Origin of the sequence: Methylacidiphilum infernorum V4 (assembly GCF_000019665.1) — a bacterium.
GTDB lineage: Bacteria > Verrucomicrobiota > Verrucomicrobiia > Methylacidiphilales > Methylacidiphilaceae > Methylacidiphilum > Methylacidiphilum infernorum.
In genome coordinates this window covers 935,319-960,711 of sequence record NC_010794.1, presented here as the reverse complement: position 1 = coordinate 960,711, position 25,393 = coordinate 935,319, and the positions used below count along the sequence as shown (strand labels likewise).

Sequence of the window (25,393 nt, the reverse complement as noted above, 5' to 3'; positions counted from 1 at the left end):
CGACAAAAGGTTAGTATATGGGAAGAAATAAGAGTAATCTTAAGGAAAAAAAAAGGAAAAAAAGATTTTTGTCTCCTCCAAAAACCGTTAAGAAAAGAGTGGATATAGATGCAGAAGCCATCGATTTTCGGAATGTTGAACTTTTAAAAAGATACGTTACGGAAAATGGAAGAATTCTTCCGAGAAGGATAACGGGGCTGCCTGCAAAACTCCACCGGCTTTTGAGTAAAGAAATTAAAAAAGCAAGAAATGTTTTACTGATGAAATAAAGGAGGGCTTATGCCTAGAATCTGTCCCATTCTCGATAAGCGTCCTACTCGAGGCAGAAAAATAATTAGAAAAGGTAAGGCCAAGAAAAAGGGGGGCATCGGCTTACATACAACGGGAAACACTCCTCGGCTCTTTCTGCCTAACTTGAGAAACAAAAAAGTGTATGTTCCCGAATTAGCTAAAAAGGTCAGTTTAAGGATTTCTGCAAGGGCTTTAAAAACCTTGATGAAAAAAGGGACTTATACTATTCTAAAAGAAAAAGGTCTGATTTAACCCAACCATTTAAAGAGAAGGTGCATTTATGGCCTATCAAGTTGTCAGTAAAAAGTCGGGTAAAACCTATTATCTCCATTCCAGGGAACAGGTCCTGAGAAATGGGCATAAGGTAACATTATACTATTTTTCTACTCAAATTGGAGATGGGGCTCTTGATGCTTTACCCAATGGTTACGTGGTTACCGAAAGCGAACGTACGGGCCTTCCCATTCTAAAGAAAAAAAGGTAAAGATTTTATCTCTTGTTTCCTATGGATACTAAAACCAACGAGCAACCTATCATTCAATTTGACGCAGAAAGTTGGGAGGCTGAGTTTACCCAGGAAATCCAGGATAAAGCGATTGAAGGGCTCGAAAGCGGTTCCGTTCTCTTTTTCCCAAAACTGAATTTTCCCCTGCTTACTGAGGAATTGAAGTTTCTTGATCCCACCTGGGTAAGTGGAGCAAAGAACATCAGCTATGATCCAAGGAGCGCCACCCTTAAAGGTGTAGAAGGAAAGTCTGAAGATCTCAGGTTGCTCAGCGGCCTGTTGAAACGTTACGCCGAGAAAACGGCTGCTTTTCTCCATCTGCTCTTTCCTTTTTACGGTTCTTCTTTAAAGATAGCCCGAACGAGCTTCCGGCCCGTGGAAATATCAGGTCGTGCGACATCAGCTCGAAAAGATGATACAAGACTCCATGTCGATGCTTTCCCTTCAAGCCCTACGGGTGGAGAAAGAATTTTAAGGGTTTTTTCTAACATAAACCCCCAAGGTAAACCAAGAAGCTGGAGAATAGGGGAACCTTTCCAAAACTATCTCAACCATCTCCTTCCCCAGTTGTCTCCTCCTGCACCGGGAAAGCGTTTTTTGCTCTATCTTTTTGGAATTACAAAAGGCTACAGAAGCCTATACGATCATTACATGCTTGAGTTGCACGATAAAGGCAAGCTTGACCTGGAATACCAGAAGAATTCTCCTCAGGTTGCTTTTGATTTCCCGGCAGGAAGTACATGGATTGTTTTCACAGACCAGGTCCTTCATGCTGTGGATAAAGGACAATTCCTCCTGGAACAAACTTTTCACCTTAAAGTAAATGCCTTGAAGCACCCGGAGAAATCGCCACTAAAGCTTCTTGAGACCGCTCTGAACAAAAAACTCGTTAGTTCTGAATCCTTCTAATTGAAATCTAAAACCGTTGCGGATTCTTCTGTTTTTTTATAAAAGGCCTAAAAGACTCTCTTCCTTCCTATTTCTTGCGACACCACAAGCTTGGTTTTGGCCTTGAGCCCCTGCAATTCACTTCCGCAACCTTCGTTTCGCTTTATAACAGGTGGGGTTGTTCATCCAGTCTCTTGCTAAGCACCTGCTTAAAACGGCTATAGGCTAATGGAGCATTCTCTTTTCTGCCAGCTCTTACACCAAGAAGGCACCAGGGTGCGGTCAATCCCATCTCCTTCTCCTTCCGGTTAACCGTCGTAAATTTGAGAGGTTGACAGCGGACATTCTTTTGCGGACATTCCTTCATTTACCCCAGGAGGTGCTCCACGGTAGCTCCCATCCGCCTCGTTTGATCCCGATCTGAAACCTATCTTTCCGCCATCAGAACAGTGGCATTAGGTAGGTGCTTTTTCTTTGCTGTCCCGATTGCTTGATACAATCATCCCAGGCAGGTGTGACTTTCCCGGCTAGGGCAGAGACTCTCCCTGCCGCAGTGCCGCCGCTACTGGCCGTACTTGCCACGGATAGAGCAGTTGGGGTTGCCAGCCGTTTGAAAATCTTCGCCGCAGCCGGATCAAGGTCCTGCTGTATCCCCCCATGCCGGGCTCAGACACCGCCAATCCTTGAGAGGGAGAGAGTCGTTTTCACGACCACGGAACGGGCTCAGGAAGGCTGCTTGGTTACCGGCGATCAGCAACGGCCGGTTTTCGGCACTCCCAACGCTATAGCCTGCTCTTGCCCGATAAGCGGCTCAGCCGCATTGGCTGTGCTCACGGTGCTTTCAATCAGGCAATAATACATCAATGCGCCTGTTTTGCAATGCCAGGGCCAAGCTTCCACAAACAGTCTTGTCCATCCCCATGGATGGCGATTGGCTATTGCTTGCAAAAATTTTTCCGCTAACAGAGAAAAACGGGTTATTGAGCTGGTTCACCCTTCTATCCCAGATCAGGAAAGTCTCATTCCAATCCAAGCCAACGATTTATCCTTTGAAATAGGCGATAATGAAAAACTCCCTCGAATGGCCAAGGGATCTTATTGAAGAACAGCGGGGAGTAGAGAAATAATGTTAAATCAATAATTAGGGTCGAGCGATACATTCACATTTGCCTACAAGGGTAGCGCCCTCCTCCACCCTTAGCTTTTTTGTTTTAACATCTCCTACGACTTCCGAACCGACTTTCAGTTCAGTCAAATTCGAAACACAAATATTACCGGAAAACTGCCCATAAATAAGAATATTGTCTACCTCGACTTTGGCGCGAACCACGGCTTTTTGTCCAATAATAAGCGTACCCTCTTTTGAATAGATTTCCCCTTCGAAAACACCGTTTAGAACTAATTGCTTTTGAAACGCTAACAGGCCGGAAAGTCGGGTTTCATACGCCAGAATATTCCCCTGTTTATCCGCTGGCTGTTCAGCTTGAGAATCTTTTTTTTGTTCGTTCAATAAAGCTGTTTTTTGAGTTAAAATAGGCTTCTCTTTTTGTTTATCTTCTTCTTTTTCAAAAAGAGCTTTTTCCATCGATGGAGTTGGAGGAGGAGGAGGAGGAGGAGTTCCCAAAGGCTCAGGAGGGATAATTTTAGTTTGCTGGGGTTTATTGGAATCGCTTTTCCTGAGAAAATTTCCGATCATAGACAACTTTCCTTTGCTTCTAAAGAAAATAAAGAACTTAAAAGCCTTTGCCAACTTTTTTCTCTTTTTAAAAGAGAGTTTTTTGACTTTATTATATACACCAAGATAAATAAAATGCACCCTTTATGATCCATCACATCTGTCTTTTGTCTTCTCCGAAAGCGGCTTCACCCGAACAAATCGATAACCTTATGATTGAAACTCGGCTCAGGCTTTTAAAGATACCCGAAGTGATGAATTTAAGGGTTGGGAAAAGCGTCAATTCGAATAACTCCTATTTTTTCTTTTTTTCATTTGATGTCGATTCTTTAGAAAAATTGGAATTGGTTAAACAAACCGCTTACTACTATCAATTTGAAAAGCAAGTCCTCTCTTCTCTTTCTGCTCTCAAGACAGAATATGATTTTGAAATGGAACCCAAGAAAGAGACCGATTAGTTTTTCTTCAATGCTTTTTCCATTACCTGTTCCAGGGTTTGACCAACCCAGGCTATCTGTTTAAAAGTAATGGTTAAAGGGGGAGTAAAACATAAAACATTTCTCTCTGGGCCTTCTGTAAGAATAATAATTCCTTTTTCAAGCATCAAAGCCATTATTCTTGAAGCCAGTGCAGGGGCAGGTTGGCCTAATTCATCTACCACTTCAATTCCCAAAAACAACCCTTTGCCGCGAGGGTTCCTGAGGCAACCCCATCGATCAGCCAACTTCTGAAGTAGGGATAACAAAAATTCCCCTTTTTGCCCAATGCATAATTGCTCGTTTGTTTCCTCCAATTCTTTAATTTGTTCGAGGGCCATACAACAGCCTATGGGATTACCTAAAAAAGTGGATGTATGGATAGCCTCTCCTCGATTCTCCGGCCAGCTATCCATGACCTCTTCTTTTGCTATACAGGCGGATATAGGGAATCCACCCGCCATCGACTTCCCCAAGCAGACAATATCGGGAACAACTTGAGCCCAATCACATCCAAACCTTTTGGCTGTTCGATAAAGCCCCGTGAAGATCTCGTCCGCTATGAGCAAAACCCCTCTTTCTTGGCTTACTTTTCTCAAAAGGGGAATAAACCACTCCGGAGGTTCTATCATACCTCCCCTGCCTTGAATGGGTTCAAAGAGAATAGCCGCGCAATCCTTTCCAATTGCATTGTTTAACAACTCTAAAAAAAGAGCCTTGCAACGGGAACAGCCTTGAGCTCCACCTTTATTTTTCCAAGGACAACGGAAACAATGAGGATAGGGAATAAATGTCGCCAACTGGCTATACAATCCTTCATAAGGCGTTTGGAAATAAGAGAGCCCGCTCACTCCGATAGCTCCCAGGGAAAGGCCATGGTAAGCCCCGCTAAAAGCGATAAATTTCTTCTTTCGAGTATAAAAAAAAGCGGTCTTTAAGGCTGCTTCTATAGCATCAGCTCCCGTGCAACCCAAGATCACTTTTCCTCTTTGATTTTCCCAGTTCTCAAAAGTAATCTCTGAAAGAAGTCGGCAAAGATCAACTTTCTCCCTTGAAGGATAGACATCCCCTAAAACATGCCAAAGTTCTTTGAGTTGCTTTAAAACGGAGCGATACACCCGGGAAGGCCTATGCCCCAAGGCGGCCACTCCAAACCCGGCTGTTAAATCTAGATATTTATTGCCATCAACATCCCATAAATATGTCCCCTTTGCTTTACTCAAGAAAATGGAGGTCTGTGCAGAAAGAGGAGTAATGTTATGACATTCGTATTGAGCGAGTTCATGAGAAAGAACTTGAGATTGTTTTTTTGATCGCGGTTTTTCTTTTCTCATTGATGAAAATTTATAAAAAATCGATAAAAATGGAGTGGAATAGATACTGCTTTCAAGCTAATAGAAACATTTATTATTTAAAATTTTTATAGTATAATAATTTAAAAAAAGGAATCTTTATGGTAGAAGCAAACAGATCCCTATCGACGGCATTACTTGATGAAGAAATCTCTGAAAGCGGACAGCTTGAATTATCTTCTGAAACAAGGCTGGAGCTTTATAAGAAAATGGTCTTGATTAGGCGCTTTGAAGAGAAATCCGCCCAATCTTTTATGCAAGCGAAAATCAAAGGATTCTGTCATCTTTATATTGGTCAAGAAGCTTTAGCGGTAGGGATCTGTTCTTCGTTAAAACCTGAGGACGTGGTGATTACAGCCTATAGGGATCACGGCATAGCCTTAGCGCGAGGGCTGTCCCCCAAAAAATGCATGGCGGAACTTTATGGAAAAGCTACGGGAACGTCCAAGGGATTGGGTGGTTCCATGCATCTTTTTGACAAAGAAAAAAGGTTTTTCGGTGGACATGCGATCGTTGCTGCCCAATGCCCTCTAGCCGCAGGCATAGCCTTCGCTCAAAAGTATCGAAAAGAAAAAAATGTAACCCTTTGTCTTCTTGGAGATGGAGCGGTCAATCAAGGGGTGTTTCATGAATCTTTGAATCTTGTTTCCCTATGGAAACTTCCCGTAGTATACGTCATTGAAAATAATGAATATGCCATGGGTACGGAAATTCATAGGTCAACTGCGGGCCTGCCCCTGGTAAAGAAATCCGCTGCTTATGATATGGCAGGAATGGTTACCGATGGAATGGATTTAGAAGAAGTCAGAAGCAAGGTCCTTGAAGCGGTCAACCTTGCCCGAAATGAAAATTGTCCCGTTTTAATTGAAGCGAGAACTTACCGATTCAGAGGGCATTCGATGTCAGATCCTGATACTTATCGGACAAAAGAGGAAATTGCAGAAGCCAAAAGAAGAGATCCTCTACTTCTTTACAGCCAAAAGCTTCAGCAACTCGGCATTCTGAATCCTGATCTCATAGCCCGCATAGATAAAGAAGTAAAGAAAATCATTCAAGAAGCCGTCCAATTTGCAGAGTCTAGTCCCGAACCCGATCTTTCTCTTGCCAGGGAAGCTTGTTTTGCAAAAGAAGATCAGATTGAACCTATAGAAAGACCTTTTTATGGGTTTTATAATTAGCCCAGGGGGTGTCTCATTCAGTTTAAAGCTTGATTCCTTGTAAGACAAAACTCGAAAAACGAAGGTGAAAAATGGCTACCCTTACTTATAGACAAGCTCTTAACGAAGCATTGGCTGAGGAACTTGAAAGGGATAACTCGGTATTTCTCATTGGAGAAGAAGTAGGAGAATACGAAGGAGCCTTTAAAGTTTCCCAGGGGCTTTTAAAAAAATTCGGAGCCGAGCGGGTAATTGATACCCCCATATCAGAGGCGGGATTTGTAGGACTCGCCGTAGGAGCGGCAATGTATGGCCTGAGGCCTATTGTTGAATTCATGAATTGGAGCTTCGCATTGGTTGCTTTTGATCAAATTGTAAACAATGCAGGTTCCATTAGGTTCATGTCCGGCGGACAATTTTCTTTGCCCATTGTATTTCGAGGGCCTTCGGGTGGTGGAACTCAAATTGGAGCCACCCACTCTCATTCTTTGGAAAGCTGGCTCGCTCATGTTCCCACTTTTACGGTTATCAACCCCGCCTTCCCGGCGGATGCAAAAGGATTGTTAAAGAGCGCAATCCGATCCAATAACCCGGTTTGTTTCTTTGAAGGGGAAAGACTCTATGGAATCCAAGGGGAAGTCCCCGAAGAAAAAGATTTTCTTCTCCCCATTGGGAAAGCTCGGTTAGTCACGGAGGGTAACGATGTTACCATTGTTACAAGTGGATTTTCAACCCATGTTGCGCTCAAAGCCATTGAAGAACTTTCCAAGGAGAACATTTCTGTGGAACTCGTTGATCTACGGACAATAAAACCCTATGATTTCGATCTTTTGGCTTCTTCATTAAAAAAGACGAACAGGCTTGTCATCGTTGAAGAGGGAAAACCATTTGCCGGATGGGGGGCTCAAATAGCTTATGACGTCCAAAGGCTGCTCTTTGACGAGCTTGATGCCCCGATTTATAGAGTATCGAATTTAGATCTTCCCAATCCCTATAATGGGAAACTTGAACAAGAGGTTCTTCCGAATCCCACCCGGGTTGTTAAAGCCGTAAAAGAAGTCTTGCGCTAAAAGGGAAGGAATTAGCAAGCAATTCAAAATCATCTTTGAGAAGAGGAATAACCCATTTTTTGCTCGAGGCGTTCATCTTTAGGAATACCTAAAGAAAGGGCATTTTTATAATGCTGTTTAGCCTGGGCTAACAGGGGAGGTTTACAAGAAATGTAAACCAGGGCTAGATCAAAATGAGCCATTCCATCATAAGGATTTAATTCTATAGCTTTTTTTAACTCTCTTGCAGCAAGTATCTCTAATCCTCTTGCCTTATATATTTCTCCCAATTCCTTTCTTAACTTGGCATTTTGAGGATCTAATTTAACGGCTTTTTCTACAACATCCGTTGCCGCTGTATAGGCCCCGCTCTGAAAATAGAGCTGACCTAAAAGAGCATAAGGCATGGGATCCCTGGGAAGATATTCAACAGCTTTTTTTAAATAAATAGAAGCTTCAGAATTTCTTTCTTTTGCCATCGCTACAAGACCTAAATTAAGCCAACCTATTCCATTCGATGGATCAAGCTCCAAGACCTTCTTGTAAATCTCGTAAGCCTCGTCGTACCTTCTTTCGCTGTAAAGTCTGGCTCCCCGATCAAAGAGTTCGTGCATTTCATCAAGAATAGATCCTTTTCGCACGGCCGTTGTGAGCTGGCTTGGGGAAGATTTCTCATGCTGAAAAGAAAACGAATGGTGCTCTCTATGTTGGGTTAAAGGAGAAGCCTTTTGAGCCGTATTATCAAGCCCTGGCTGTTCTTTCTCTCCAACAAAAGCCAACAAGTCGTTGGCTTTTGTCAATTGTTGACTCAAAGCCTCCTTTTCTTGTAAAATCCGTTTTTGTTTGTCAAGGAGCTCAGAAACCGTCTTTTTTAGCACTTCATTTTCCCTAGCCAGTATGGCCAGCTGTCCGTATTCAGCCTTTGGCGTGCGTTCCCTGGGATTTTGAAATGTACTTTGAATTTCTTGAAGTTCTTTCTTCAGGCGATCATTTTCTTCTCTGAGGAGTTGTGCTGTTTTCTTTGCTTCGGTAAGCGCCTTTTCCAATTGATGAGTCAGATTCTGCTTATTTTTGTTTTGATCCTTGACTTCGGGCAGTTGGGAGATTTCCTTGGTGGTCATCCCTCGGAAGGGATGGTTTTCGGCCGGTCCCATTTTTGATGCTTCCATTTTCGACCTGGGCTGATTGTACGGGAGAGTTTGCAATAGAGCCTCTTTTTCTTTTCTTAGCGCCTCTAGTTGAACGGACAATTCCGCTATTTTGTTTTTGAGAGCTTGCAATTCTTGAAGATCCACCGATTGTTGGGGACTTATGAGGGGAGCCAAGGTGTCGTTCTCTAGGGAATCCTCCTCTGGATACTTTTTTTTTACACCGTTATTCTGAGCACTTAAACGCATGAGATGATCCAGCTTTTCCTTGACATATTTAGTCCGGTAACGAACTATGGCCGATTCCCAGTCAGGATAATTACTTTTTATGCTCCCGAGAAGACTGTAAGCAATTTTATACTTTTTCTCGGCTTCCGGGTAATTTTTTGAAACAAAAAAACCATCCCCTTCTCTAGTCAACACGTAAGCTTCTAAAAACCAGTCCTGGGGGGTTGATACTCCCTCTGCCCTTTTTTGTTGTCCGGAATGGATGCTTTTTGTCCTGCATTGACCCTTATCTATGCAAAAGGGAAAAAAGAGAAAAATCCCAACCCAAAGAATAGCAACAAGATGAAAAAAAAATTCGATCTTAAGCCACAAGGCTTTAAGCTTTTTATTATGATCTGGCATTTTTGTTATAACCCAAACCCGAGTCGGTAATAAAATATCTTTAGAAAAAGAAAAAGCCTCAAGCTCATTTCTTCTTAAAACCGAAAGTTTCTCCCGCAATTCTCTTCCTTTGCAACAAAATGGAACAACTTACGGTTGACTTGGTTTCATTCGGGTATACAACATTCAATGACTTATTATCGATAGGTTGCTTTTTTATGAGATTAAATTATTATTTTAATCTTTTAATAAAAATAAATGATGCTATTTTGAAAAGAATCTTATAAACTGACCCAACTTTCAATGAAACAGATTACAATGCCTTTGTTAAGTCCATCAATGACGGAAGGACAGATTGTCAGGTGGTTGAAAAAAGAAGGAGAACCTATTCAAGAAGGAGAAGTGATCGCTGAAGTAGAAACGGATAAGGCGGTAATGGATCTCGAGGCTTTCGAATCGGGTATTTTAAAGCAGATTCTACTTCCCGAAGGAAGCAGGGCCCCTGTAAATACTCCCATCGCCTTAATTGAAACCGAATCCGAGGAAACAGGGCAGCTTTCAACTGCCCATGAACCTGTAATGGAAGCCAAGGAAAAGTCCGAGACACCGTCTCTACCTAAGCCTTCGGTACAGCTTAAACAAGGCCCGGTTGAAGAAAAGCCGCAAAGAATCAAGTCTTCTCCACTGGCTAGAAAAATTGCCGGCGAAGAAGGAATTGACCTTTCCGCTGTCCAAGGAACAGGTCCGGGAGGACGCATTGTGAAAAGGGATGTCTTGGAAAAAGTAGAACAAAAGAAAAAAATGCTCCCGGTTCAAGAGCCTGGTGTCATTTCTCCCCGTCCTTCTCCAGGAGTGACAAAAATCCCCTTGTCTTTAATGCGGGAAAAAATTGCCAAGCGGCTCTTAGAAAGCAAAACCACCATTCCCCATTTTTATCTTGAAACCGAAATAGTCGTTACTGCACTCTCTCAGCTCAGAAACGAACTCAACCAATACTATTCTCAACACGAACAACCGTGGAAATTTACCTATAATGATTTCATTTTAAAAGCAACGATAGAGGCTATAAAAAGAGTCCCCGCGGTGAATGCTTCATGGAATGGAGACTCCATATTACATCACGATGCTATTCACCTTGCTTTTGCGGTCGCTATTGAAGATGGCCTTATTACTCCCGTCATAAAAGATGCTCAAAATAAATCCTTGATGGTTTTATCGAAGGAAGCCAAGGAGCTTATCCAAAAGGCTCAGGAAAGAAAGTTATCCCCTGAAGAGTATTCCGGAGGAACAATTACCGTTTCCAATTTAGGAATGTTTGGGATAGAAAGTTTTTATGCCATTATTGATCCCCCCCAAGACATGATACTGGCTATAGGATCCATCATGAAAAAACCCCTCGTCGATGGTCAAAACAACATCGTCATCGGAGAAGTGATGAAAGTCAACGCTTCTTGTGACCATAGAGTGATTGACGGTGCAACAGGGGCGAAGTTTTTAAAAGAATTTAAACAGATCATGGAGAATCCCCTTTCCATGCTCGTATAAAAACCAACCTTATGAATGATTTGGATCTCATTGTTATCGGCGGAGGCCCCGCCGGGTATGTCGCCGCTTTACGGGCCGCCCAATTGGGGAAAAAAGTAGCTCTCATCGAGGAAAACAAACTAGGAGGCGTATGTTCTAACTGGGGATGTATTCCGACTAAAGCCCTGCTGAAGACAGCGGAGCTTCTAGAAACATGCCGAAAAGCGGACTTTTTTGGAATAGAAATTTCAGGGTTAAAATTCGATTATGCTAAAGTGATTGCTCGAAGTCGGCAGTCGGCAAATCGAATGTCGGCGGGAGTAGAATATCTCTTGAAATCCAGGGGAGTGAGGTGGATTAAGGCCAGGGCCAAGATCGGCAAGAACAAACAAATAAAGGTCTTTTACCCGGACGAAAAAACAGAGGAATTAGGATCCCCTTATATCCTTATCTGCACGGGTTGTAGACCTAAAACCATCCCTTCAATCAAGGTTGATGGCAAGATGATATTGACCAGCAGGGAGGCCCTGGAATCTACAAGGTTACCCAAAAAAATTATTATCGTTGGTGGGGGAGCTATAGGCATTGAATTTGCTTACTTCTATAAATGCATGGGATCGGATGTCGTTGTGGTCGAAATGACTCCCACCATTCTTCCCGGAACGGATAGCGAAATTTCCATGGCCTTGCATAAAAGCTTAACCAAGAAAGGAATTACCCTGTTGAACTCCACCTCGGTGGAAAAATGCTGGGTTATCAAGGATAAACTCCATGTCCGACTCAAGGGAGCTGTAAACGACTCGATAGAATCCGATGCCATGCTTATAGCCATTGGCGTGGCAGCACAACCCAATGAAATACTGGAGGCCGGATTAGATCTTAAAACTATAAATGGTTTCATTGCTGTAGATAATCGATACCAAACCTCTATAGAAGGAGTCTACGCAGCAGGAGACGTCATTGGTCCACCCCTACTTGCTCATGCTGCTTTTAGGGAAGGATGGGAAGCGGTTGAATGCATGTTCCTGGGGAAAAAATCCACAAGACCCCATTTTGTACCCAGCTGTGTTTATTGCCAACCTCAAGTCGCTATGGTGGGAATAACAGAAGAAGAAGCTAAAAAAGAAAACATTCCTTATAAGAGCGCCAAATACCCTTACAATGCCAATGGGAAAGCCGTGGCGTCAGGAGAGATTGACGGTTTCGTAAAGTTGATCGTCAGTAGCCTTGATGGAGAAATCCTCGGAGCGCACATTATTGGGCAGGATGCAAGCGAACTGATCGGAGAGTTTTCTCTGGCAAAAACCTTGGAGAGCACCGCCCTAGAATTGCACCTTGCTATTCATCCTCATCCCACTCTGTCTGAAATGATCGGTGAAGTAGCCCTCCAAGTTGAAGGAATCGGACTTCATTTATAATCTTTACCGTTTCTCTATTGGGTAATCGTCTTGCCTCCCTGCTCACTAAGATAAAAGGAACAACAGTGCTTTTCTTTCTTCCCCCTGTTCTCCACGCGGCTTAAGGGGGGCTCAAACGGTTTAAAACCAGCTGCCTGGAACAAGGGCCCAAAGCTAAAGTCGCCCTTTTGTTGTTTTTTCAACCCGTTTAATACCAAGTTCCGGCAACTTAAAACAGCAAAGCAAGAGCTTTACGCTCAAAGATACCCTTGAGAAATCCTCTTGACTTCAAACTAAAAAATTCTTTTTACTAAGAAAAAGAGAGATTCTTGGTAAGAATAGATAATAATTATCTTTAAATAGGAATAAAAAAAGGAGCAAAGATATGAGCAAAAGAATCGGATTTGTAGGCGTAGGAAGAATGGGTGCAAACATGGCGCGCCGTCTTCATGATTTAAAATATCCGGTGACCGTTGTCTATGACATTAATGAAAAAGCAGCTCAGGAGTTAGCCAAAGAAATAGGAGCTGAAGCCACGAATAAACTGGCAAGGGTAACCGAGCTCTCCGATGTGATTTTCACCGTGGTTTCCGATGATGCTGCCATGCATAAAATATTTGCAAAAAATGGGGACAGCCTTTTGATCAATGCGAAGGGTAAAATATTTATCAATACCGCCACGATTTCACCTCAAACCCATATTGAAGTGGGCAAACTCTGTGAAGAAGTCGGAGCCGAAGCCATAGAAGCTTGCATGGCCTCCAGTATTCCCCAGGCCAGAAACGGCACCCTTTATTTTATGCTTGGAGGCAAAAAACAGGTCGTTGATGAAGTTGAACCCATTCTCAAAGACATGTCCTCATCCAGAAGATATTGCGGGGAACTGGGTTCGGCGGCAAAGGTAAAAGCTCTAGTCAATATGGTGATGAATATCAACACCGCGGCCCTAGCCGAGGGACTTGGACTTGCAAAAGCTTTGAACTTGGACTTAAACATGATAAGGGAGGTTTTTTCCCAGACAGGAGCCGATTCAAGGGTACTCCATACCGATGGAGAAGATATGCAAAACAGAGAACATAGTTGCTTTTTCTCTGCTGAACATGCCCTAAAAGATAGCGGCATAGCTCTGAATTTGGCAAAAGCAACGGGACTCAATCTTCCTCTTGCTCAAGCGACCTACAATCAATACCAAAGACTCGTCAAAAAAGGGTTTGGTCAGCTAGATAAGTCCGCAATTTCCGAATTAACTTTCCCCGACCGTCACGGGTTGGATAAAGACTAAATAACCGTTCCTTTCTAAAAAAAAAGGGAAGGAAAAAATTTCCTTCCCTTTTTTTATGGGATAGTACCGAGTTTCAAGATCCAAGGATCTTAAGACTCAACGTAATCTTTTAAAATGGGGGTATATAAACTGTCTGTTTTTGCTGCCATTATAAAATCATTACGATGAAGTCCCTTAATTTTATGCGTCCACCACCAAACCGTTACTTTACCCCATTCCACTAAAAGGGAAGGATGATGTTTTTCCTGTTCCGCCAGCCTTCCCACTTTATCGGTAAAGATCAAAGCCGAAGCAAAATCAGGAAAATCGTACTTTCTTTCGAGCATCTCCACTCCCTCTTTTTCGACAATTCGCCACTGGGGGATCTGCTTGATGAGTTCTTCCTTTTCTTGGGGGCTGACCCTGGGGGCATCTCCTCGGCAAGCTACACACTTCTCTTCTACAAGACTATTTTCTGTCATATCCAAAAAATATCCAATGGCGAAGAGGGCGCAACTTTATTGAATGATTCCGAAAGGATACCCTTTAGAGAGAGGCAAAGAACGGAGCTCATCCTAACAACAATTCCACATAGACTTATTTAGGAGCTACATTATAGACTTTAAGCACATTGAGCAAAGCATCTGCACATTTCGTCACGTAGACCATGGAACTCTGCTCTTGGCCTTCAAATCCCTTAGGAACGGAATAAGACTTGGTAAAAGGAAGCATTTTTAGCTTTCGGGATGAATCCAACTCCATGGCATAAAAAGCGGCAAGAGGACTCCATAAAATCGCCGCTTCTACTTTACCGGCTAAAAGATCTTCCAGGGGCTTTCCCAATTCCCTTTCATGATCAGGATAGACTTTGGGTTTGGCATGCACGGAAAGGGCAATTTCCTTGCCGGCACTGTTGTCCAACACGGCAATGGTTAACCCCGAAAGCTTGGCGTCTTCAGCAGAGGAGAAATTTTTTGCAGACCCGTCGAAAACCAAAACATACTGGGCTTGATAACCGCTCAGCCGGGGTAAAACAGCTTTTAACCAATGCGGGTCGGCTTCAACGATTGCACAGCTTTTTTTGTCAATACTGATTTGCCCTGCAGCCGTCCCTCCTTGCCCGGCGGCTGCAACTTTACAATATCTCACAAAAGTGATCAATTTCCATATTTCGTCGTCGGTCAGCACCCCTCCAAACATCCGAGGCATGGTCTGCTGGGGTATTTGCCCTTTTATGAGTTTAAAAAGGGTCTGATCATCACTTCCAAATACCCAGACATCATCAATAAAAGAAGGACACATTCCCCCTCCTCCTCCGGCTCCATGACAACCGTTGCAACCCATCTTGAAATAAAGCTCTTTACCTTGGGAAACAACCTGTTTGTCCGAGGGAGAATAGGGATTATTTTGTTGGGCAAAAACACTACCCCATGACATTATAGACAATGCTAAAGTAAGAACGGTGATTTTTTTCATTTTTTGTTGAAGTAAAGTCCAATGTTAGTGGTTTATTATTTGTTATTGTTTATCCATGGAGACTAACGATCTTCCTGGACAGTATGGAGCTCTTTTCCTTGGCCAACCGTGGTTTTCAGTAGGGGAACACCATACTCTTCAAGGATCTGGAGGATTTCTCCATGTTTCATATCGATGACTTGATCAAGCTTGCTTTTGAGTTCTTGATTTCCTTTCTTTACCCCCATGGAAATATCAAAAACGACGGGAATTCTTGGATTATCGCTTGTTAGGGGGATCATGACCAAGGGAGAGTTTTTCTTTTTAATGTAATACCCGGCCACCGGGCCCCATACCAGGGCAACATCAATTTTTCCACTCAAAACATCTTCCACGACTCTTCCCGGAGATTCTTCAGGATGAAAAACAGGATCAAAAAACGGTGAATAACCCACTACATTCTCAATAATTCCCCTCCCTGCAAGCAGTTGATGGGGAGGACTATTGATCAACACCCCGATTTTGAGGGTTTTTAAAAGGGGATCATCGAGCGATTGAATAGACAAGGCTTTATCCTTCTTGTAAACCATGACATAAGAAGTCCTATAATAGGGTTTGGTCGTAAGGACCTGCCCCCAATTTGAGGGAACTCCTATGATCACGTTGCATTTATCCATTTTTAAGGTGTTTCTTACCAGTCCCCTTTGATGGGCAAACCAATAGTAAGACAGGGGCAGATGAAGAGTATCGGCAACAAGCTGTGCAATTTTATTTTCAAACCCCTCTAATTTCTGGTTTGAAAACGGGAGGTTTCCCGGATCCGCACAAGAACAGATATCTTCGGCCCTGGACTGCATTCCCATGAAAGAAAGAAAAAAAAGTCCAGACAAAAGGATTTTCCATCTTTTCTTGGGTAAACCCCCAAGGAGTCCAAGTATCGAGCCATGCATGATGTTGTTTTCCCTTCTAAGAAAATTTTATACCCGCCAACCCATGAGGAGGATTATTCGGTGAATAACAAAAACCATACCCAAGAGCCTAACATTCTCTTTGGGAGAAGAAGCCGGTTTGCCTTTCACCACATCTTCCTTATTTTATTTCATCATATCCATCACCACTCCGCTAATTTCTTTCTAGAACGCCTATAAGCTCGTTAGCCGCTACCCAACTGAATTCGGGCGGGGTAGCGGCTAGAGTTTTCAATAAGAGGGCAAACTTATTCCAAGGAAAACACGTAAAGTTCACCGCCAATGGTCGTGGCTTTAGGAAGACCGGCTTGATAAGCAACACCCACAGCCCCAAGACCTGCATAGGGATCGTCAGGAGGCAGGTTTTGAGCCACGGCGATACCAAACCATCCACCCACGCCCGAATAGACGGCAACATACTGTTTTTTATCCGGACCTAAAAAGGTTATAGGATTGCCGATAATTCCCGATCCTAACTTTTGTTGCCACAGCACTTTTCCTGTTTTGATATCCACAGCCTTAAACCATCCGTCCATTGTCCCGTAAAAAGCAAGTCCTCCAGCCGTTACCACTGGACCACTCCAAACAGGGAAATGCTCATGGATTTCCCATACTCTTTTCCCTTTAAGGGCATCGTAGCAAATGAATGCTCCGTAATAATCGTCTTTGCCTTCATGACCCGAATACATCAGCACGTTGGCACCGACATAGGGAGCTCCAGCAGTATAGGTGGCTTCTACCCCTTCATAATTCATGCACATATTATTGGTGGGAACATAAAACAACCCGGTCTGAGGATTATAAGCTGCAGGCTGTTGGTCTTTACCCCCCATGGAATTGGGACAAATGCCCTTGGTATCCACCCCCTGCTTGGTCCTTTTTTCAGGAATTTCAACAGGCCTGTCATTTTCCTTGCTAATCTCCTTTGCCCAATTCTCATAGACAAAGGGATGGGCTTCTATTAACTGTCCCGTTCTTCTATCCAACACGTAGCCAAAGCCATTACGATCGAAATGGACAAGGCAGGGAGTCTTCTTTCCCTTGACCGTCAAATCGGGCAGGATCATCTCGTTGATTCCATCATAGTCCCAAGCATCCCATGGAGTCATCTGGTAGGCCCAGCGCGCTTTCCCCGTGTCAGGTCTTCTTGCAATAATAGAACAGGACCACTTGTTATCCCCTCCTTTTCTCTGCTCCGCATTCCACGTACCCGGGTTTCCCGTACCATAATAGAAAAGATCAAGGGCAGGATCATAGCTATACCATCCCCAAGTGGTTCCTCCTCCAAGTTTCCACTGTTCTCCGGGCCAAGTCTTCGTTCCATCCCCGGGTCCCCCATGCTGGGGAAATTCCTTGTTGAAATCGGAATCCAACAATACTTCTTCATCCGGCCCTTGGCTGTAAGCCAACCACACCCTGTTGCCCGTATTGATATCGTAGGCTCCCACTCTTCCCCTGACCCCGAATTCCCCTCCAGATACCCCAACGAGCACCTTGTCTTTTACTACCAAAGGAGCCCCTGTAATGGTCTCTCCTTTAGTCACATCCGCATGCTTGGCTTTCCAAAGCTCCTTGCCCGTATTCGCATCAAGAGCGATAATCTGTCCATCCAAGGTAGCTAAAAACAGCTTTCCGTTGGCATAGGCAAGTCCCCTGTTCACCACGTCGCAACAGGCTACCGCTACCGCCTGGCTGTTCTGAACAGGTGTATATTGCCATTTAATCGCATAAGGTTTCTGGGTTAAATCCAGGGCATAAACATGGTTGGGATAAGCCGAATGAACATACATCGTCGAACCCACAACCAGGGGTCCTCCTTCATGCCCACGCAAGGCCCCCGTTGAAAAGCTCCAAGCAAGACGCAGCCGAGATACATTCTTGGTATTAATCTGGGTCAGCTCACTAAAACGCGTATTGGCGTAATTTTTGTTTTGCATGACCCATTGGGCAGGATCTTTTTCGAGTTTAATTAATTCATCATTCGCTTTTGCAAGGGGTAAGGAACCCATTAAACCGAATGCCGCCAACACGGTAGCTTTCTTGGCTACCGTATATTTTTTAGGCTTTTTTAATTTCATTGTCATCGCTTCCTCCTGTTAATTATTCTATGGTGCCTTCCATTTACCACTCTTGTGATCTAAGTCAATAACAAATGTAAGATTTTCATTGACAGACAACAAAAAAAAGATTGTCTAGCCGTTTCCATTGCTCTTATTCACTTGAGTGTTTTTGTTAGCATTATCACTTATATAATTTTTGTCTTAAAATGAAGCTTTTTTTTCGAACAGGCTTATTTAATTATCCTTCCTTTAAAATCGCCTTTTGGGGCCAATCCGTTTCTTTTATCGGCAGTTGGATTTACCTGGTGGGACTGAGTTGGCTTGCTTTCCAGATTACCCGTTCTCCCTTTGGCCTGGGTTTGGTCGGTTTTTCATCCACTCTTCCCTCTTTATTCTTTTCTTTTTTCTCAGGGCTAACCGCGGATAAATTTCCAAGGCTTAAGATCGTCGTCGCAAGCCAATTTGCAAATTGCCTCCTCTCTTTATTGCTGGGATTGCTCAGCTCTCTAAAAATGGTCAATCTCTATGAACTGCTTATTCTTTCCATGGCAATGGGTATTTTCAGCAATATAGAACTTCCTTCAAGACAGGCTCTCTTTCTTTCCTTTCTCCCCAATACCGAAATCAAAAGGGCCATCGCGATAAACGGATTGCAATTTAATTTGGCAAAAATGATCGGTCCGGCGGCCGCCGCTATGCTTATACCTCTTTACGGCTTATCCTCATGCTTTTTTATCAACAGCCTTTCTTACCTCGTTTCTATCCTCTCTTTCATTATGGCTTGTTCAAAAAATCGGAAGATTGAGCCCTCCTCTTCAAAAACATCTTTAAAAAAAAGCTTTCTTTCCCTTATTTCTAATCCCTGCATCTCTTATCCTGCCCTCCTGCTTGGTGTTGTTACCCTTTGTGGCTGGTCGTATGCCATCCTCCTTCCTTATATCTCTTCTCATGTTTATAACAAAGGATCGCAAGGGCTATCCATGTTTTACAGCGCAAGCGGACTCGGAGCCGTTGTATCTACCCTGATTATCAGTTTTTTCCCCAATATGTTTAGCTCTTTAACATTAAGGCAACTCTCCTTGATTATTTTCTGCTCCTCTCTCTTTCTTTTTTCTTTTTTTCCCCCCTTTTTGATCGCCCTCTTTTTGATCGCCTTGTTAGGCTTTGGCCTTAGTCTTTTTGTGTCGGCTACAACGATGATTCTCCAGGAAAGAATCCCCGGGGAGTCAAGAGGAATGGCTTTTGGCCTGAGTACTTTTTTTTTCCAAGGTTTTTTTGCATTGGGAAATCTCTTTATGGGAACATTGGCTCAATTTGTAGGTGTAAGATTGAGCCTGGTGATAGGGGTGATCAGTTGTGCGATGGCCTTTATTTTTTTAAGCACCCAACCTAAACCCTAAAATCGCTCTTTGCCTTCCAAAACAAGACCACAACCTTTTCAGTTCACTTTACTTTTTACTTTTAGCGACTTTCATTTTGTTATGTCCACTCTTCAAATAAATACCTTGTTCCTTGATGTTGGAGGAGTCCTTTTAACCAACGGGTGGGATACGGAAGGAAGGAAAAAAGCCGCCGAGGTTTTTGGTTTGGATCCTAGAGAATTTGAAGATAGGCATCACTTGACCTTCGACACGTATGAGCAAGGAAAACTTACCCTTCATGAATATTTAAAAAGGACGGTCTTTTACCAAAATCGAGCTTTTAGCATGGATGATTTCAGACAATTTATGTTTAGCCTTTCCCGTCCCATTCCTGAAATGATTGAACTGATCAAAACGTTGAAAAAAAAATACAACTTAAGAATTGCTGTTCTCAGTAACGAAGGCAGAGAACTGCAGATTCATAGGATTCAATCTTTCAATCTTCACAGCTTCATTGACTACTTTATCGTTTCTTCATTTGTCCACTTAAGAAAACCCGATGTAGACATTTTTCAATTAGCCCTTGATGTAGCCCAATCTCCACCCAATTCAGTTCTCTACATCGAGGACAGGCCCATGTTCGTGGACATAGCTCGAAGTCTTGGCATTGAAGCTATAAGGCATGAATGTTACGAAAAAACAAAGGCAGCCTTGATTTCTTACGGGCTGGTCCCCTAACCCCTATCCGCAAAGCCGGCTGCCGGTCCTGAGCACTCCATTTCCATTTTTGTCCCGTTGAGCAAAAGAAAAGAATGACTATTCAGATCTATGAAAAAATATCGGCTTTCGTTTACAAGAAACTAAAATCAAGTATTTTTAAATACGCACCGAGGGGTATGCCGCCGCTCGACTCCCTATTCTTATCGAAGTCGAGAGGAAAGTCCGGACTCTTTAAGGCAGCGATCCACTGGAAACAGTGGGCTTGAATAGGCGCAAGCCTTTCAAGACGGAGAGTGTCACAGAAAATATACCGCTCAACAATCTTTGTTGAGTAAGGGTGAAAAGGCGGGGTAAAAGCCCACCGCATGAATGGTAACATTCATGGCAGGAAAAACCCATCGCAGAGCAAGGCCAAGCGGGGACAAGGGTCGCCTTACCCATCTCAAATAGCCTTGAGAAGTCCCAGGTAGGCCGCACCGCTTGCCTAAGCGGATCTCTGAATATAAAGAGATAGACAGATGGCGGCAGGTCCTATGTTGGATCACAGAATCCGGCTTATTCCCCTCGGTGCCTTTTTTTAAAGGCCCCCAGGAATGAAATACCCTCAAAAGTCTCTTTCCATCATATGAATAGCTCCCGCTTTGATCATTAAATAGAGGAAATCCCCTTCCCTAATGTTCATTTCGGCAAGAGAGCTTTGACTAATGAGAGCGTTAAGAATGACTCCACAGTCGATGGAAAGTTGGGCGACCCCTCCGCTACCTTTTACTTTTCTTACAATGCCCCCGTAGCGATTTCTTATGCTGAGGATACCCTTTTTTGCCCCCTCATTATTGTCTAAAAGGTTTCCATCCCTAGAGATAGCGATATCTTCTGCTCGAAAAAGACAAAATATCTTTTTTCCTTGGGAAAATTCATTCTTGTTGTCTTTCAGCACCGTTTCCATTACCCCCAAGGGCGTTTGGACCAAGACTTTCCCTCCTTCTATGCAAAGAATTTCTCCAGGGATAATGTTTTCCAAGCCGATAATCTGGGCTACCTCGAGTGTTTCCGGCGCAGAAAGAACGTGGCTGGTTTCACCGAACTGGAGAAGTTTGCCGCAACTGATGATCCCTACATATCGGGCCATCTGGATGACTTCAGCCTTCTCATGGCTAATCATGATCGTTAAACAGCTGCCTTCATAAGCGATCTCTTCTATGAGTTGCCTTATTTCCTCTTTCGCCTTAAAGTCTAAACCATTTAAAGGTTCATCCAGCAAAAGCAACCGAGGTTGCCTTGCTATGGCCCTAGCCAAAGCCACCCTTCTTTTTTCCCCCCCTGAAAGTGTTTCCGGCCACCTTGAAGCCAGCTTTTCTATGCCCGTTTTTTGAAGAACATGGCTAATCCTCGTCTTTATCTCTCTTCGACTTATCCCTAATTTTTTTTTCAGAGCATACGCCACGTTTTCCTCTACTCTAAGATGGGGGAAAAGCGCATCTTCTTGAACAACGTAGCCAATATTTCGCCGGTAGGGAGGAAGGTTGAGTTTTCTTTGGGTGTCCACCCATATTTCTTCCCCCATGGAGATCATCCCGCTATCCGGGAAATCTAACCCTGAAATGCAACGAAGGAGTGTTGTTTTTCCACTGCCTGAAGGACCATAAAATGCCGTTAAAGAAGAGGGAAAAAGCGGAATAGAAAATTCAGCTTGGATTTGGAGCTCCTCTGAAATTTTTTTTTCTATTTTGAGATAAAATTTCCTTTCCTGGTCCATCGGCTATCGGCTGTCGAATATACGATAAAAAGAACAAAAAAAGAAAACAGAAGAAGCACAAGCGCAGTTTGATTTGCGGCTTCATAATCAAGCCCCTCAACTTGATCATACAAGGCTATGGAAAGCGTTCTTGTTTTTCCAGGCAAATCTCCTCCTACCATGAGCACGATGCCAAATTCTCCTAAAGTATGAGTAAAACTCAAAACCGTTCCCCGCAAAATCCCCTGGAGGGAAAGGGGCACTATAATCTTAAAAAAAGTAGTCAACCTGTTTTCTCCACAACATAACGAAGCTTCAATAAGCTTGCTGTCAACAAGACTAAAAGAGGCGGCCATGTTCTGGACCATAAAAGGCAAGCTATAAAGGATGGAAGCGATAAGCAACCCCTCGAAAGAAAATACGAGGGATTTTCCAAAAACTTTTGTATAAATGGCTCCAAGAGGGCCAGAATTACCAAGAACGATAAGCAGATAGAAACCTAAGACGGTGGGGGGTAACACCAATGGAAGACTGACAAGAGAATCAATAATCGCATGTATGCGGCTTTTTTTCCCAAAGGAAAGCCAATAAGCAAGGGGAAAGGAAATAAAATACAAAAATAGCGTTGTCCAAAACGATAGTTTAAAACTGAGGAAAAATGCTGTCCAATCCAAGTTCAATATCCTCTTATGGATAAAGCCCATATTTTTTCAACTCAACCCTGCTTTCTTCGGATACAAGAAAATCTTTAAATTTCTGTGCTATGACGGGATTGAGCGTTTTCTTCAAAATGATTCCGTATTGCTCGATTTTTGAATAGAACGATTGAGGAACTTCTACAAAGTCTCCTTCATTTTTAGCCTTGGCAGACAGGGCCAATGACATCGGTATAAAAGCGACTTCGGCATTTTTTTCTTCGGCAAATTGAAAGGCTTGAATGACATTTTCGCCAAAGACGAACTTTTCTTTTAACCTGTCCCATAAAAGCGCTTTAACCAAGGCACTCTTAGCCGCTTTCCCATAAGGAGCCCTTTCAGGATTGGCTAAGGCTATTTTCAAAACCTTATCCTCTAACAATAACTCTTTCCACTGGGCTCGCTTTTCTTCTGTAAACAATCCCTTACGCATCCAAAGCACCAATTTGCCCTCGGCATACTTGAATGGTTCACCCAGGGAATAACCTTTTGAAAAAAGCAACGAAGGATATTCTTTATCCGCGGAAAGAAAAAGATCAAAAGGAGCTCCTCGGATAACCTGCTCATAAAATTTACCCGAAGCGCCATAAATGACACCTATTTTAATACCGAGATTTTTCTTTTGGAAGATCTTAACGAGTTCGGGCATTACAAATCTCAAGTCCGCTGCCGCCGCTACGGTTAGAGTAGTTGTTTGTTTATTGGACCGTTCATCCTTGCCCCGGACAAAAGAGGACGGAGCTAAGAGCAAAAAAGAAAGAAATGTAAAATATAATAAACGCATAGCTACTTTTAAGTAACTCAAAAGTCTTTGTCAATTCCCTTTACAGCTCCTTTTGATGCACTCTTTTGCACAACTCTTAAAATCTTTAGTTTCCTTTCCTCTATATTTAAGACATGCTTTTCTTAGGGAATGAGTTAAAAAGATGGTTTTTTGAATTTTCTTATTCTTTACTCATTTGTCTGTTGCTAAAAATGTCTTAGAGAAATTCAAGAATTAAAAATGGAGCACAGAGCTAAATCTAAAGTTGCCCTACCCGTGTGGGAATTTAGTGGCAGGGATAAGAAAAACCAAACCGACTATGTAGTTGCCGAAGAGCCCTTGGAGATCCGTCTTAGGGCTGGAAACGAAGAAAAAATCCTGGCCCTGACGATGAGAACTCCTGGTGCTGACTTTGATTTGACCCTGGGCTTTCTCTTTTGCGAAGGTATAATTTCAGACCTCAGTACCGTGCGCTCCATTTCTTATTGCATTCGCAAAGACCTAGGAGAAGAACAACGCTACAATAGTCTTCTAGTCATCCTCAACCAATCTCAATTGCCTGAAATCGGAATGTTTGAAAGGCATTTTATGACATCCAGCGCTTGCGGGGTGTGCGGCCGAGTCGCCGTCGACCTATGGGTAGCAAAGAAAAAGGAAAACAGAAGTTTTCCCTTTAATTGGAAAATTCCCTTGGACATACTTTATAAGCTCCCCGAGGAATTCCAAGCCAAACAAAGGTTGTTTAAAATTACCGGGGGGTTACATGCTGCAGCCATTTTTGATCTCAAGGGAAACCTTATCGAGATCAAGGAAGATGTGGGCAGGCACAACGCCATGGATAAAATCGTAGGTTATGCTTTACGGGAAGGTCTTCTTCCCTTAGATCAGCATATCGTCATGGTCAGTGGCAGAGCAAGCTATGAACTTCTCCAAAAAGCCTATATGGCCGGCCTGAGATTTTTTTGCTCGGTGTCCGCCCCAAGTAGTCTTGCCCTTCTTGTGGCTCAAAAATTTTCTATTACCCTCGTTGGTTTCCTACGCCAAAAAAGATTTAATGTTTACCACGGCATCGAGAGAATCGCCTAAGATTCTGCTATCAAAAACGTGCGCAAAGGTGCGCACTGTTCTCTTCCTGCCCCGATTCCTCAACGGAATCGTCTCTGACAGGCGTAACTTTCCCGACTACGGCAGAGACCATCTCTGCCGCAGCGCCGCTGTTACCAGACGGACTCGCCACGGGTAGGGCAGTTGCGGTTGCCAGCCGTTTGAGGTTGAGCGCCGCGTTGAAGTCGCGGTCGTGGCGCGTGCCGCACTCGGGACACGTCCAGCTCCGATCCTTGAGCGTCAGCGCCTCGTTCTTCCTCCCGCAAACCGAACACAGGCGACTGCTCGGATACCAGCGATCGGCGATGATGAGCCGCGTGCCGTAGCGCCTCGCCTTGTACTCGATCTGCGCGCGAAACATCCCCAAGCCCACGTCGTTGATGGCACGGGCCAGTCGGTCGTTTGCCAACATGCCTTTGACGCGCAAATCCTCGATCACCACCGCTTGGTTTTTACGGCAGAGCCGGGTCGTGAGCTTGTGGGTGAAATCCGCTCTGACATTGGCAACGCGGGCGTGCAGCCTTGCCAATGTCGCAGCAGACTTCCTGCGGTTGTTGGAGACGGGAAGTTTGGTGCCTTTGGGCAGACGAGCTTGAGGAGCAAATCCGGCGGCAACCTTGGCGGCTTCGATCTTGCGGCTTAAGCGGCGGCGATGGAATATGCGGTCTGGCACTTCGACGACGGCTCGCCACAAACCAGCGATCCGCCGTGCGAGAGACGGTGGTGCCGAGAATCTTGCCCTCAAAGCGCAGCGCCTCGGCCATGGCGACTTCGCCCACTTTGGGCAGGCAAATCGTCTTACCGCTGACCCGAAACTTGTCGTTGGCTCAGGCGAAGCTGTCGCGGCAGCGGCCTTTCTTCTTGAATTGCGGTTCAAACGCCGGTTTGCCCGCTTTGCGGTCGGCAAAGTAGCGCTTCCAGGCTTTTCCCAGGTACGCAAAGGGCTGCGCGTGGGCGTCCCGATGGATGGTCTTGAGCCACGGCTGCCCGTCCTCGTCGAGCCACTGCGGGTCGCGGTACTTGATGGCGCCCAACTGCTTTTTGAGCGCCATCGCGTTGGGTTTACACCCGGCGGCATACTGGCGCTTCCACTCGTCCAGCGCCCAGTTCCAGACGCGCCGCGCGGTGACGCAGGCGCGGGCAAAGTAGTCTGCCTGCTCGGGCGTCGGACGAAGGGCGATTTTGTGGGTCAGTTGCACG

28 protein-coding genes and 1 other RNA gene are annotated in these 25,393 nt (G+C 44.1%); 14 read left to right on the top strand and 15 right to left on the bottom strand.

Going from position 1 to position 25,393, the window contains the following annotated elements:
- Positions 1–17: 17 nt before the first annotated feature.
- From rpsR to MINF_RS04530, 4 genes are read left to right on the top strand one after another with little or no spacing between them, the layout of a single operon-like run.
- On the top strand, positions 18–269 hold the full coding sequence (rpsR, locus tag MINF_RS04545; protein ID WP_012463352.1) for a 30S ribosomal protein S18: 252 nt from the start codon (positions 18–20) through the stop codon (positions 267–269).
- 10 nt (positions 270–279) lie between these two features.
- A complete protein-coding gene (gene rpmB, locus MINF_RS04540; protein ID WP_012463351.1) occupies positions 280–543 on the top strand; it encodes a 50S ribosomal protein L28 in 264 nt (87 codons plus the stop codon).
- 28 nt (positions 544–571) lie between these two features.
- The gene (locus tag MINF_RS04535) at positions 572–775 is read left to right on the top strand and encodes a hypothetical protein (protein WP_012463350.1); all 204 of its coding nucleotides are present in this window, start codon (positions 572–574) and stop codon (positions 773–775) included.
- A gap of 21 nt (positions 776–796) precedes the next feature.
- The gene (locus MINF_RS04530; RefSeq protein ID WP_048810154.1) at positions 797–1,705 is read left to right on the top strand and encodes a Kdo hydroxylase family protein; all 909 of its coding nucleotides are present in this window, start codon (positions 797–799) and stop codon (positions 1,703–1,705) included.
- Positions 1,706–1,847: 142 nt separating this feature from the next.
- Here MINF_RS04530 and MINF_RS11160 read toward each other — a convergent pair whose 3' ends face one another.
- The 4 genes from MINF_RS11160 to MINF_RS04520 all read right to left on the bottom strand — a co-directional run bounded on the left by MINF_RS11160 (position 1,848) and on the right by MINF_RS04520 (position 3,269).
- Positions 1,848–2,051: a hypothetical protein gene (locus MINF_RS11160; RefSeq protein WP_148205139.1), complete on the bottom strand. Its 204-nt coding sequence runs from the start codon at positions 2,049–2,051 to the stop codon at positions 1,848–1,850.
- Between the two features lie 160 nt (positions 2,052–2,211).
- Positions 2,212–2,358, bottom strand: coding sequence for a hypothetical protein (locus MINF_RS11405; protein WP_187146974.1), 147 nt, complete (start codon positions 2,356–2,358; stop codon positions 2,212–2,214).
- A 76-nt stretch (positions 2,359–2,434) separates the two neighbouring features.
- Positions 2,435–2,632, bottom strand: a complete 198-nt coding sequence (locus MINF_RS11155) for a hypothetical protein (RefSeq protein ID WP_148205138.1) — start codon at positions 2,630–2,632, stop codon at positions 2,435–2,437.
- Positions 2,633–2,825: 193 nt separating this feature from the next.
- The gene (locus tag MINF_RS04520) at positions 2,826–3,269 is read right to left on the bottom strand and encodes a bactofilin family protein (RefSeq protein WP_238523557.1); all 444 of its coding nucleotides are present in this window, start codon (positions 3,267–3,269) and stop codon (positions 2,826–2,828) included.
- Between the two features lie 236 nt (positions 3,270–3,505).
- On the opposite strand from MINF_RS04520, the gene MINF_RS04515 reads away from it, so the two are divergent.
- On the top strand, positions 3,506–3,817 hold the full coding sequence (locus MINF_RS04515; RefSeq protein ID WP_012463345.1) for a Dabb family protein: 312 nt from the start codon (positions 3,506–3,508) through the stop codon (positions 3,815–3,817).
- Here the strand turns inward: MINF_RS04515 and MINF_RS04510 are convergent.
- Entirely contained in the window at positions 3,814–5,169 is a 1,356-nt protein-coding gene (locus tag MINF_RS04510) for an aspartate aminotransferase family protein (RefSeq protein ID WP_012463344.1), read from the bottom strand. The genes MINF_RS04515 and MINF_RS04510 overlap by 4 nt on opposite strands.
- A 119-nt stretch (positions 5,170–5,288) precedes the next feature.
- Here MINF_RS04510 and pdhA point away from each other — a divergent pair, with 119 nt between their 5' ends.
- The gene (pdhA, locus tag MINF_RS04505) at positions 5,289–6,365 is read left to right on the top strand and encodes a pyruvate dehydrogenase (acetyl-transferring) E1 component subunit alpha (RefSeq protein ID WP_012463343.1); all 1,077 of its coding nucleotides are present in this window, start codon (positions 5,289–5,291) and stop codon (positions 6,363–6,365) included.
- Positions 6,366–6,436: 71 nt separating this feature from the next.
- Complete coding sequence (locus tag MINF_RS04500; RefSeq protein WP_012463342.1) at positions 6,437–7,414, top strand: alpha-ketoacid dehydrogenase subunit beta; 978 nt, start codon at positions 6,437–6,439, stop codon at positions 7,412–7,414.
- A gap of 29 nt (positions 7,415–7,443) precedes the next feature.
- On the opposite strand, the gene MINF_RS04495 is transcribed toward MINF_RS04500, so the two are convergent.
- A complete protein-coding gene (locus MINF_RS04495) occupies positions 7,444–9,171 on the bottom strand; it encodes a tetratricopeptide repeat protein (RefSeq protein WP_148205137.1) in 1,728 nt (575 codons plus the stop codon).
- A gap of 282 nt (positions 9,172–9,453) precedes the next feature.
- On the opposite strand from MINF_RS04495, the gene MINF_RS04490 reads away from it, so the two are divergent.
- The 3 genes from MINF_RS04490 (at position 9,454) to MINF_RS04475 (ending at position 13,353) form a co-directional block, all read left to right on the top strand.
- Entirely contained in the window at positions 9,454–10,695 is a 1,242-nt protein-coding gene (locus tag MINF_RS04490) for a pyruvate dehydrogenase complex dihydrolipoamide acetyltransferase (protein ID WP_012463340.1), read from the top strand.
- Positions 10,696–10,706: 11 nt separating this feature from the next.
- Entirely contained in the window at positions 10,707–12,092 is a 1,386-nt protein-coding gene (gene lpdA, locus MINF_RS04485) for a dihydrolipoyl dehydrogenase (RefSeq protein WP_012463339.1), read from the top strand.
- A gap of 364 nt (positions 12,093–12,456) precedes the next feature.
- Positions 12,457–13,353, top strand: coding sequence for an NAD(P)-dependent oxidoreductase (locus MINF_RS04475; RefSeq protein ID WP_048810153.1), 897 nt, complete (start codon positions 12,457–12,459; stop codon positions 13,351–13,353).
- An 89-nt stretch (positions 13,354–13,442) separates the two neighbouring features.
- On the opposite strand, the gene MINF_RS04470 is transcribed toward MINF_RS04475, so the two are convergent.
- From MINF_RS04470 to MINF_RS04450, 4 genes are all read right to left on the bottom strand, one after another.
- Positions 13,443–13,814 carry a 4a-hydroxytetrahydrobiopterin dehydratase gene (locus MINF_RS04470; RefSeq protein ID WP_048810152.1) on the bottom strand — a complete coding sequence of 124 codons (372 nt, stop codon included), beginning with the start codon at positions 13,812–13,814 and terminating at the stop codon, positions 13,443–13,445.
- Between the two features lie 115 nt (positions 13,815–13,929).
- Positions 13,930–14,808 (bottom strand): c-type cytochrome, encoded by an 879-nt coding sequence (locus MINF_RS04465; protein ID WP_012463333.1) that lies wholly within the window; start codon positions 14,806–14,808, stop codon positions 13,930–13,932.
- Between the two features lie 62 nt (positions 14,809–14,870).
- Positions 14,871–15,737, bottom strand: coding sequence for a substrate-binding domain-containing protein (locus MINF_RS04460; RefSeq protein WP_238523556.1), 867 nt, complete (start codon positions 15,735–15,737; stop codon positions 14,871–14,873).
- Positions 15,738–16,003: 266 nt separating this feature from the next.
- The gene (locus MINF_RS04450; protein ID WP_012463329.1) at positions 16,004–17,839 is read right to left on the bottom strand and encodes a methanol/ethanol family PQQ-dependent dehydrogenase; all 1,836 of its coding nucleotides are present in this window, start codon (positions 17,837–17,839) and stop codon (positions 16,004–16,006) included.
- A gap of 182 nt (positions 17,840–18,021) precedes the next feature.
- Between MINF_RS04450 and MINF_RS04445 the strand changes: the two genes are divergently transcribed.
- From MINF_RS04445 to rnpB, 3 genes are all read left to right on the top strand, one after another.
- Positions 18,022–19,215 (top strand): MFS transporter, encoded by a 1,194-nt coding sequence (locus MINF_RS04445; protein WP_012463328.1) that lies wholly within the window; start codon positions 18,022–18,024, stop codon positions 19,213–19,215.
- An 81-nt stretch (positions 19,216–19,296) separates the two neighbouring features.
- Entirely contained in the window at positions 19,297–19,914 is a 618-nt protein-coding gene (locus MINF_RS04440; RefSeq protein ID WP_048810465.1) for an HAD-IA family hydrolase, read from the top strand.
- A gap of 148 nt (positions 19,915–20,062) precedes the next feature.
- Positions 20,063–20,469: RNase P RNA component class A (rnpB, locus tag MINF_RS10865), an RNA gene on the top strand.
- A gap of 31 nt (positions 20,470–20,500) precedes the next feature.
- Here the strand turns inward: rnpB and MINF_RS04430 are convergent.
- Genes MINF_RS04430 through modA form a run of 3 tightly spaced genes read right to left on the bottom strand, consistent with a single transcriptional unit; the run spans position 20,501 to position 23,110 of the window.
- The gene (locus tag MINF_RS04430) at positions 20,501–21,652 is read right to left on the bottom strand and encodes an ATP-binding cassette domain-containing protein (RefSeq protein WP_012463326.1); all 1,152 of its coding nucleotides are present in this window, start codon (positions 21,650–21,652) and stop codon (positions 20,501–20,503) included.
- On the bottom strand, positions 21,619–22,335 hold the full coding sequence (gene modB, locus MINF_RS04425; RefSeq protein WP_012463325.1) for a molybdate ABC transporter permease subunit: 717 nt from the start codon (positions 22,333–22,335) through the stop codon (positions 21,619–21,621). Before modB ends, MINF_RS04430 begins: the two co-directional genes overlap by 34 nt.
- Positions 22,319–23,110 carry a molybdate ABC transporter substrate-binding protein gene (gene modA / locus MINF_RS04420; protein WP_048810149.1) on the bottom strand — a complete coding sequence of 264 codons (792 nt, stop codon included), beginning with the start codon at positions 23,108–23,110 and terminating at the stop codon, positions 22,319–22,321. The genes modB and modA overlap by 17 nt, the downstream gene beginning before the upstream one ends.
- Before the next feature lie 219 nt (positions 23,111–23,329).
- On the opposite strand from modA, the gene fdhD reads away from it, so the two are divergent.
- Positions 23,330–24,175: a formate dehydrogenase accessory sulfurtransferase FdhD gene (gene fdhD / locus MINF_RS04415; protein ID WP_012463323.1), complete on the top strand. Its 846-nt coding sequence runs from the start codon at positions 23,330–23,332 to the stop codon at positions 24,173–24,175.
- 10 nt (positions 24,176–24,185) lie between these two features.
- On the opposite strand, the gene MINF_RS11595 is transcribed toward fdhD, so the two are convergent.
- Both MINF_RS11595 and MINF_RS11590 read right to left on the bottom strand, forming a co-directional pair.
- Positions 24,186–24,866 (bottom strand): RNA-guided endonuclease InsQ/TnpB family protein, encoded by a 681-nt coding sequence (locus MINF_RS11595; protein ID WP_238523575.1) that lies wholly within the window; start codon positions 24,864–24,866, stop codon positions 24,186–24,188.
- A gap of 154 nt (positions 24,867–25,020) precedes the next feature.
- Entirely contained in the window at positions 25,021–25,392 is a 372-nt protein-coding gene (locus MINF_RS11590; RefSeq protein ID WP_079200418.1) for a helix-turn-helix domain-containing protein, read from the bottom strand.
- Position 25,393 lies beyond the last annotated feature (1 nt).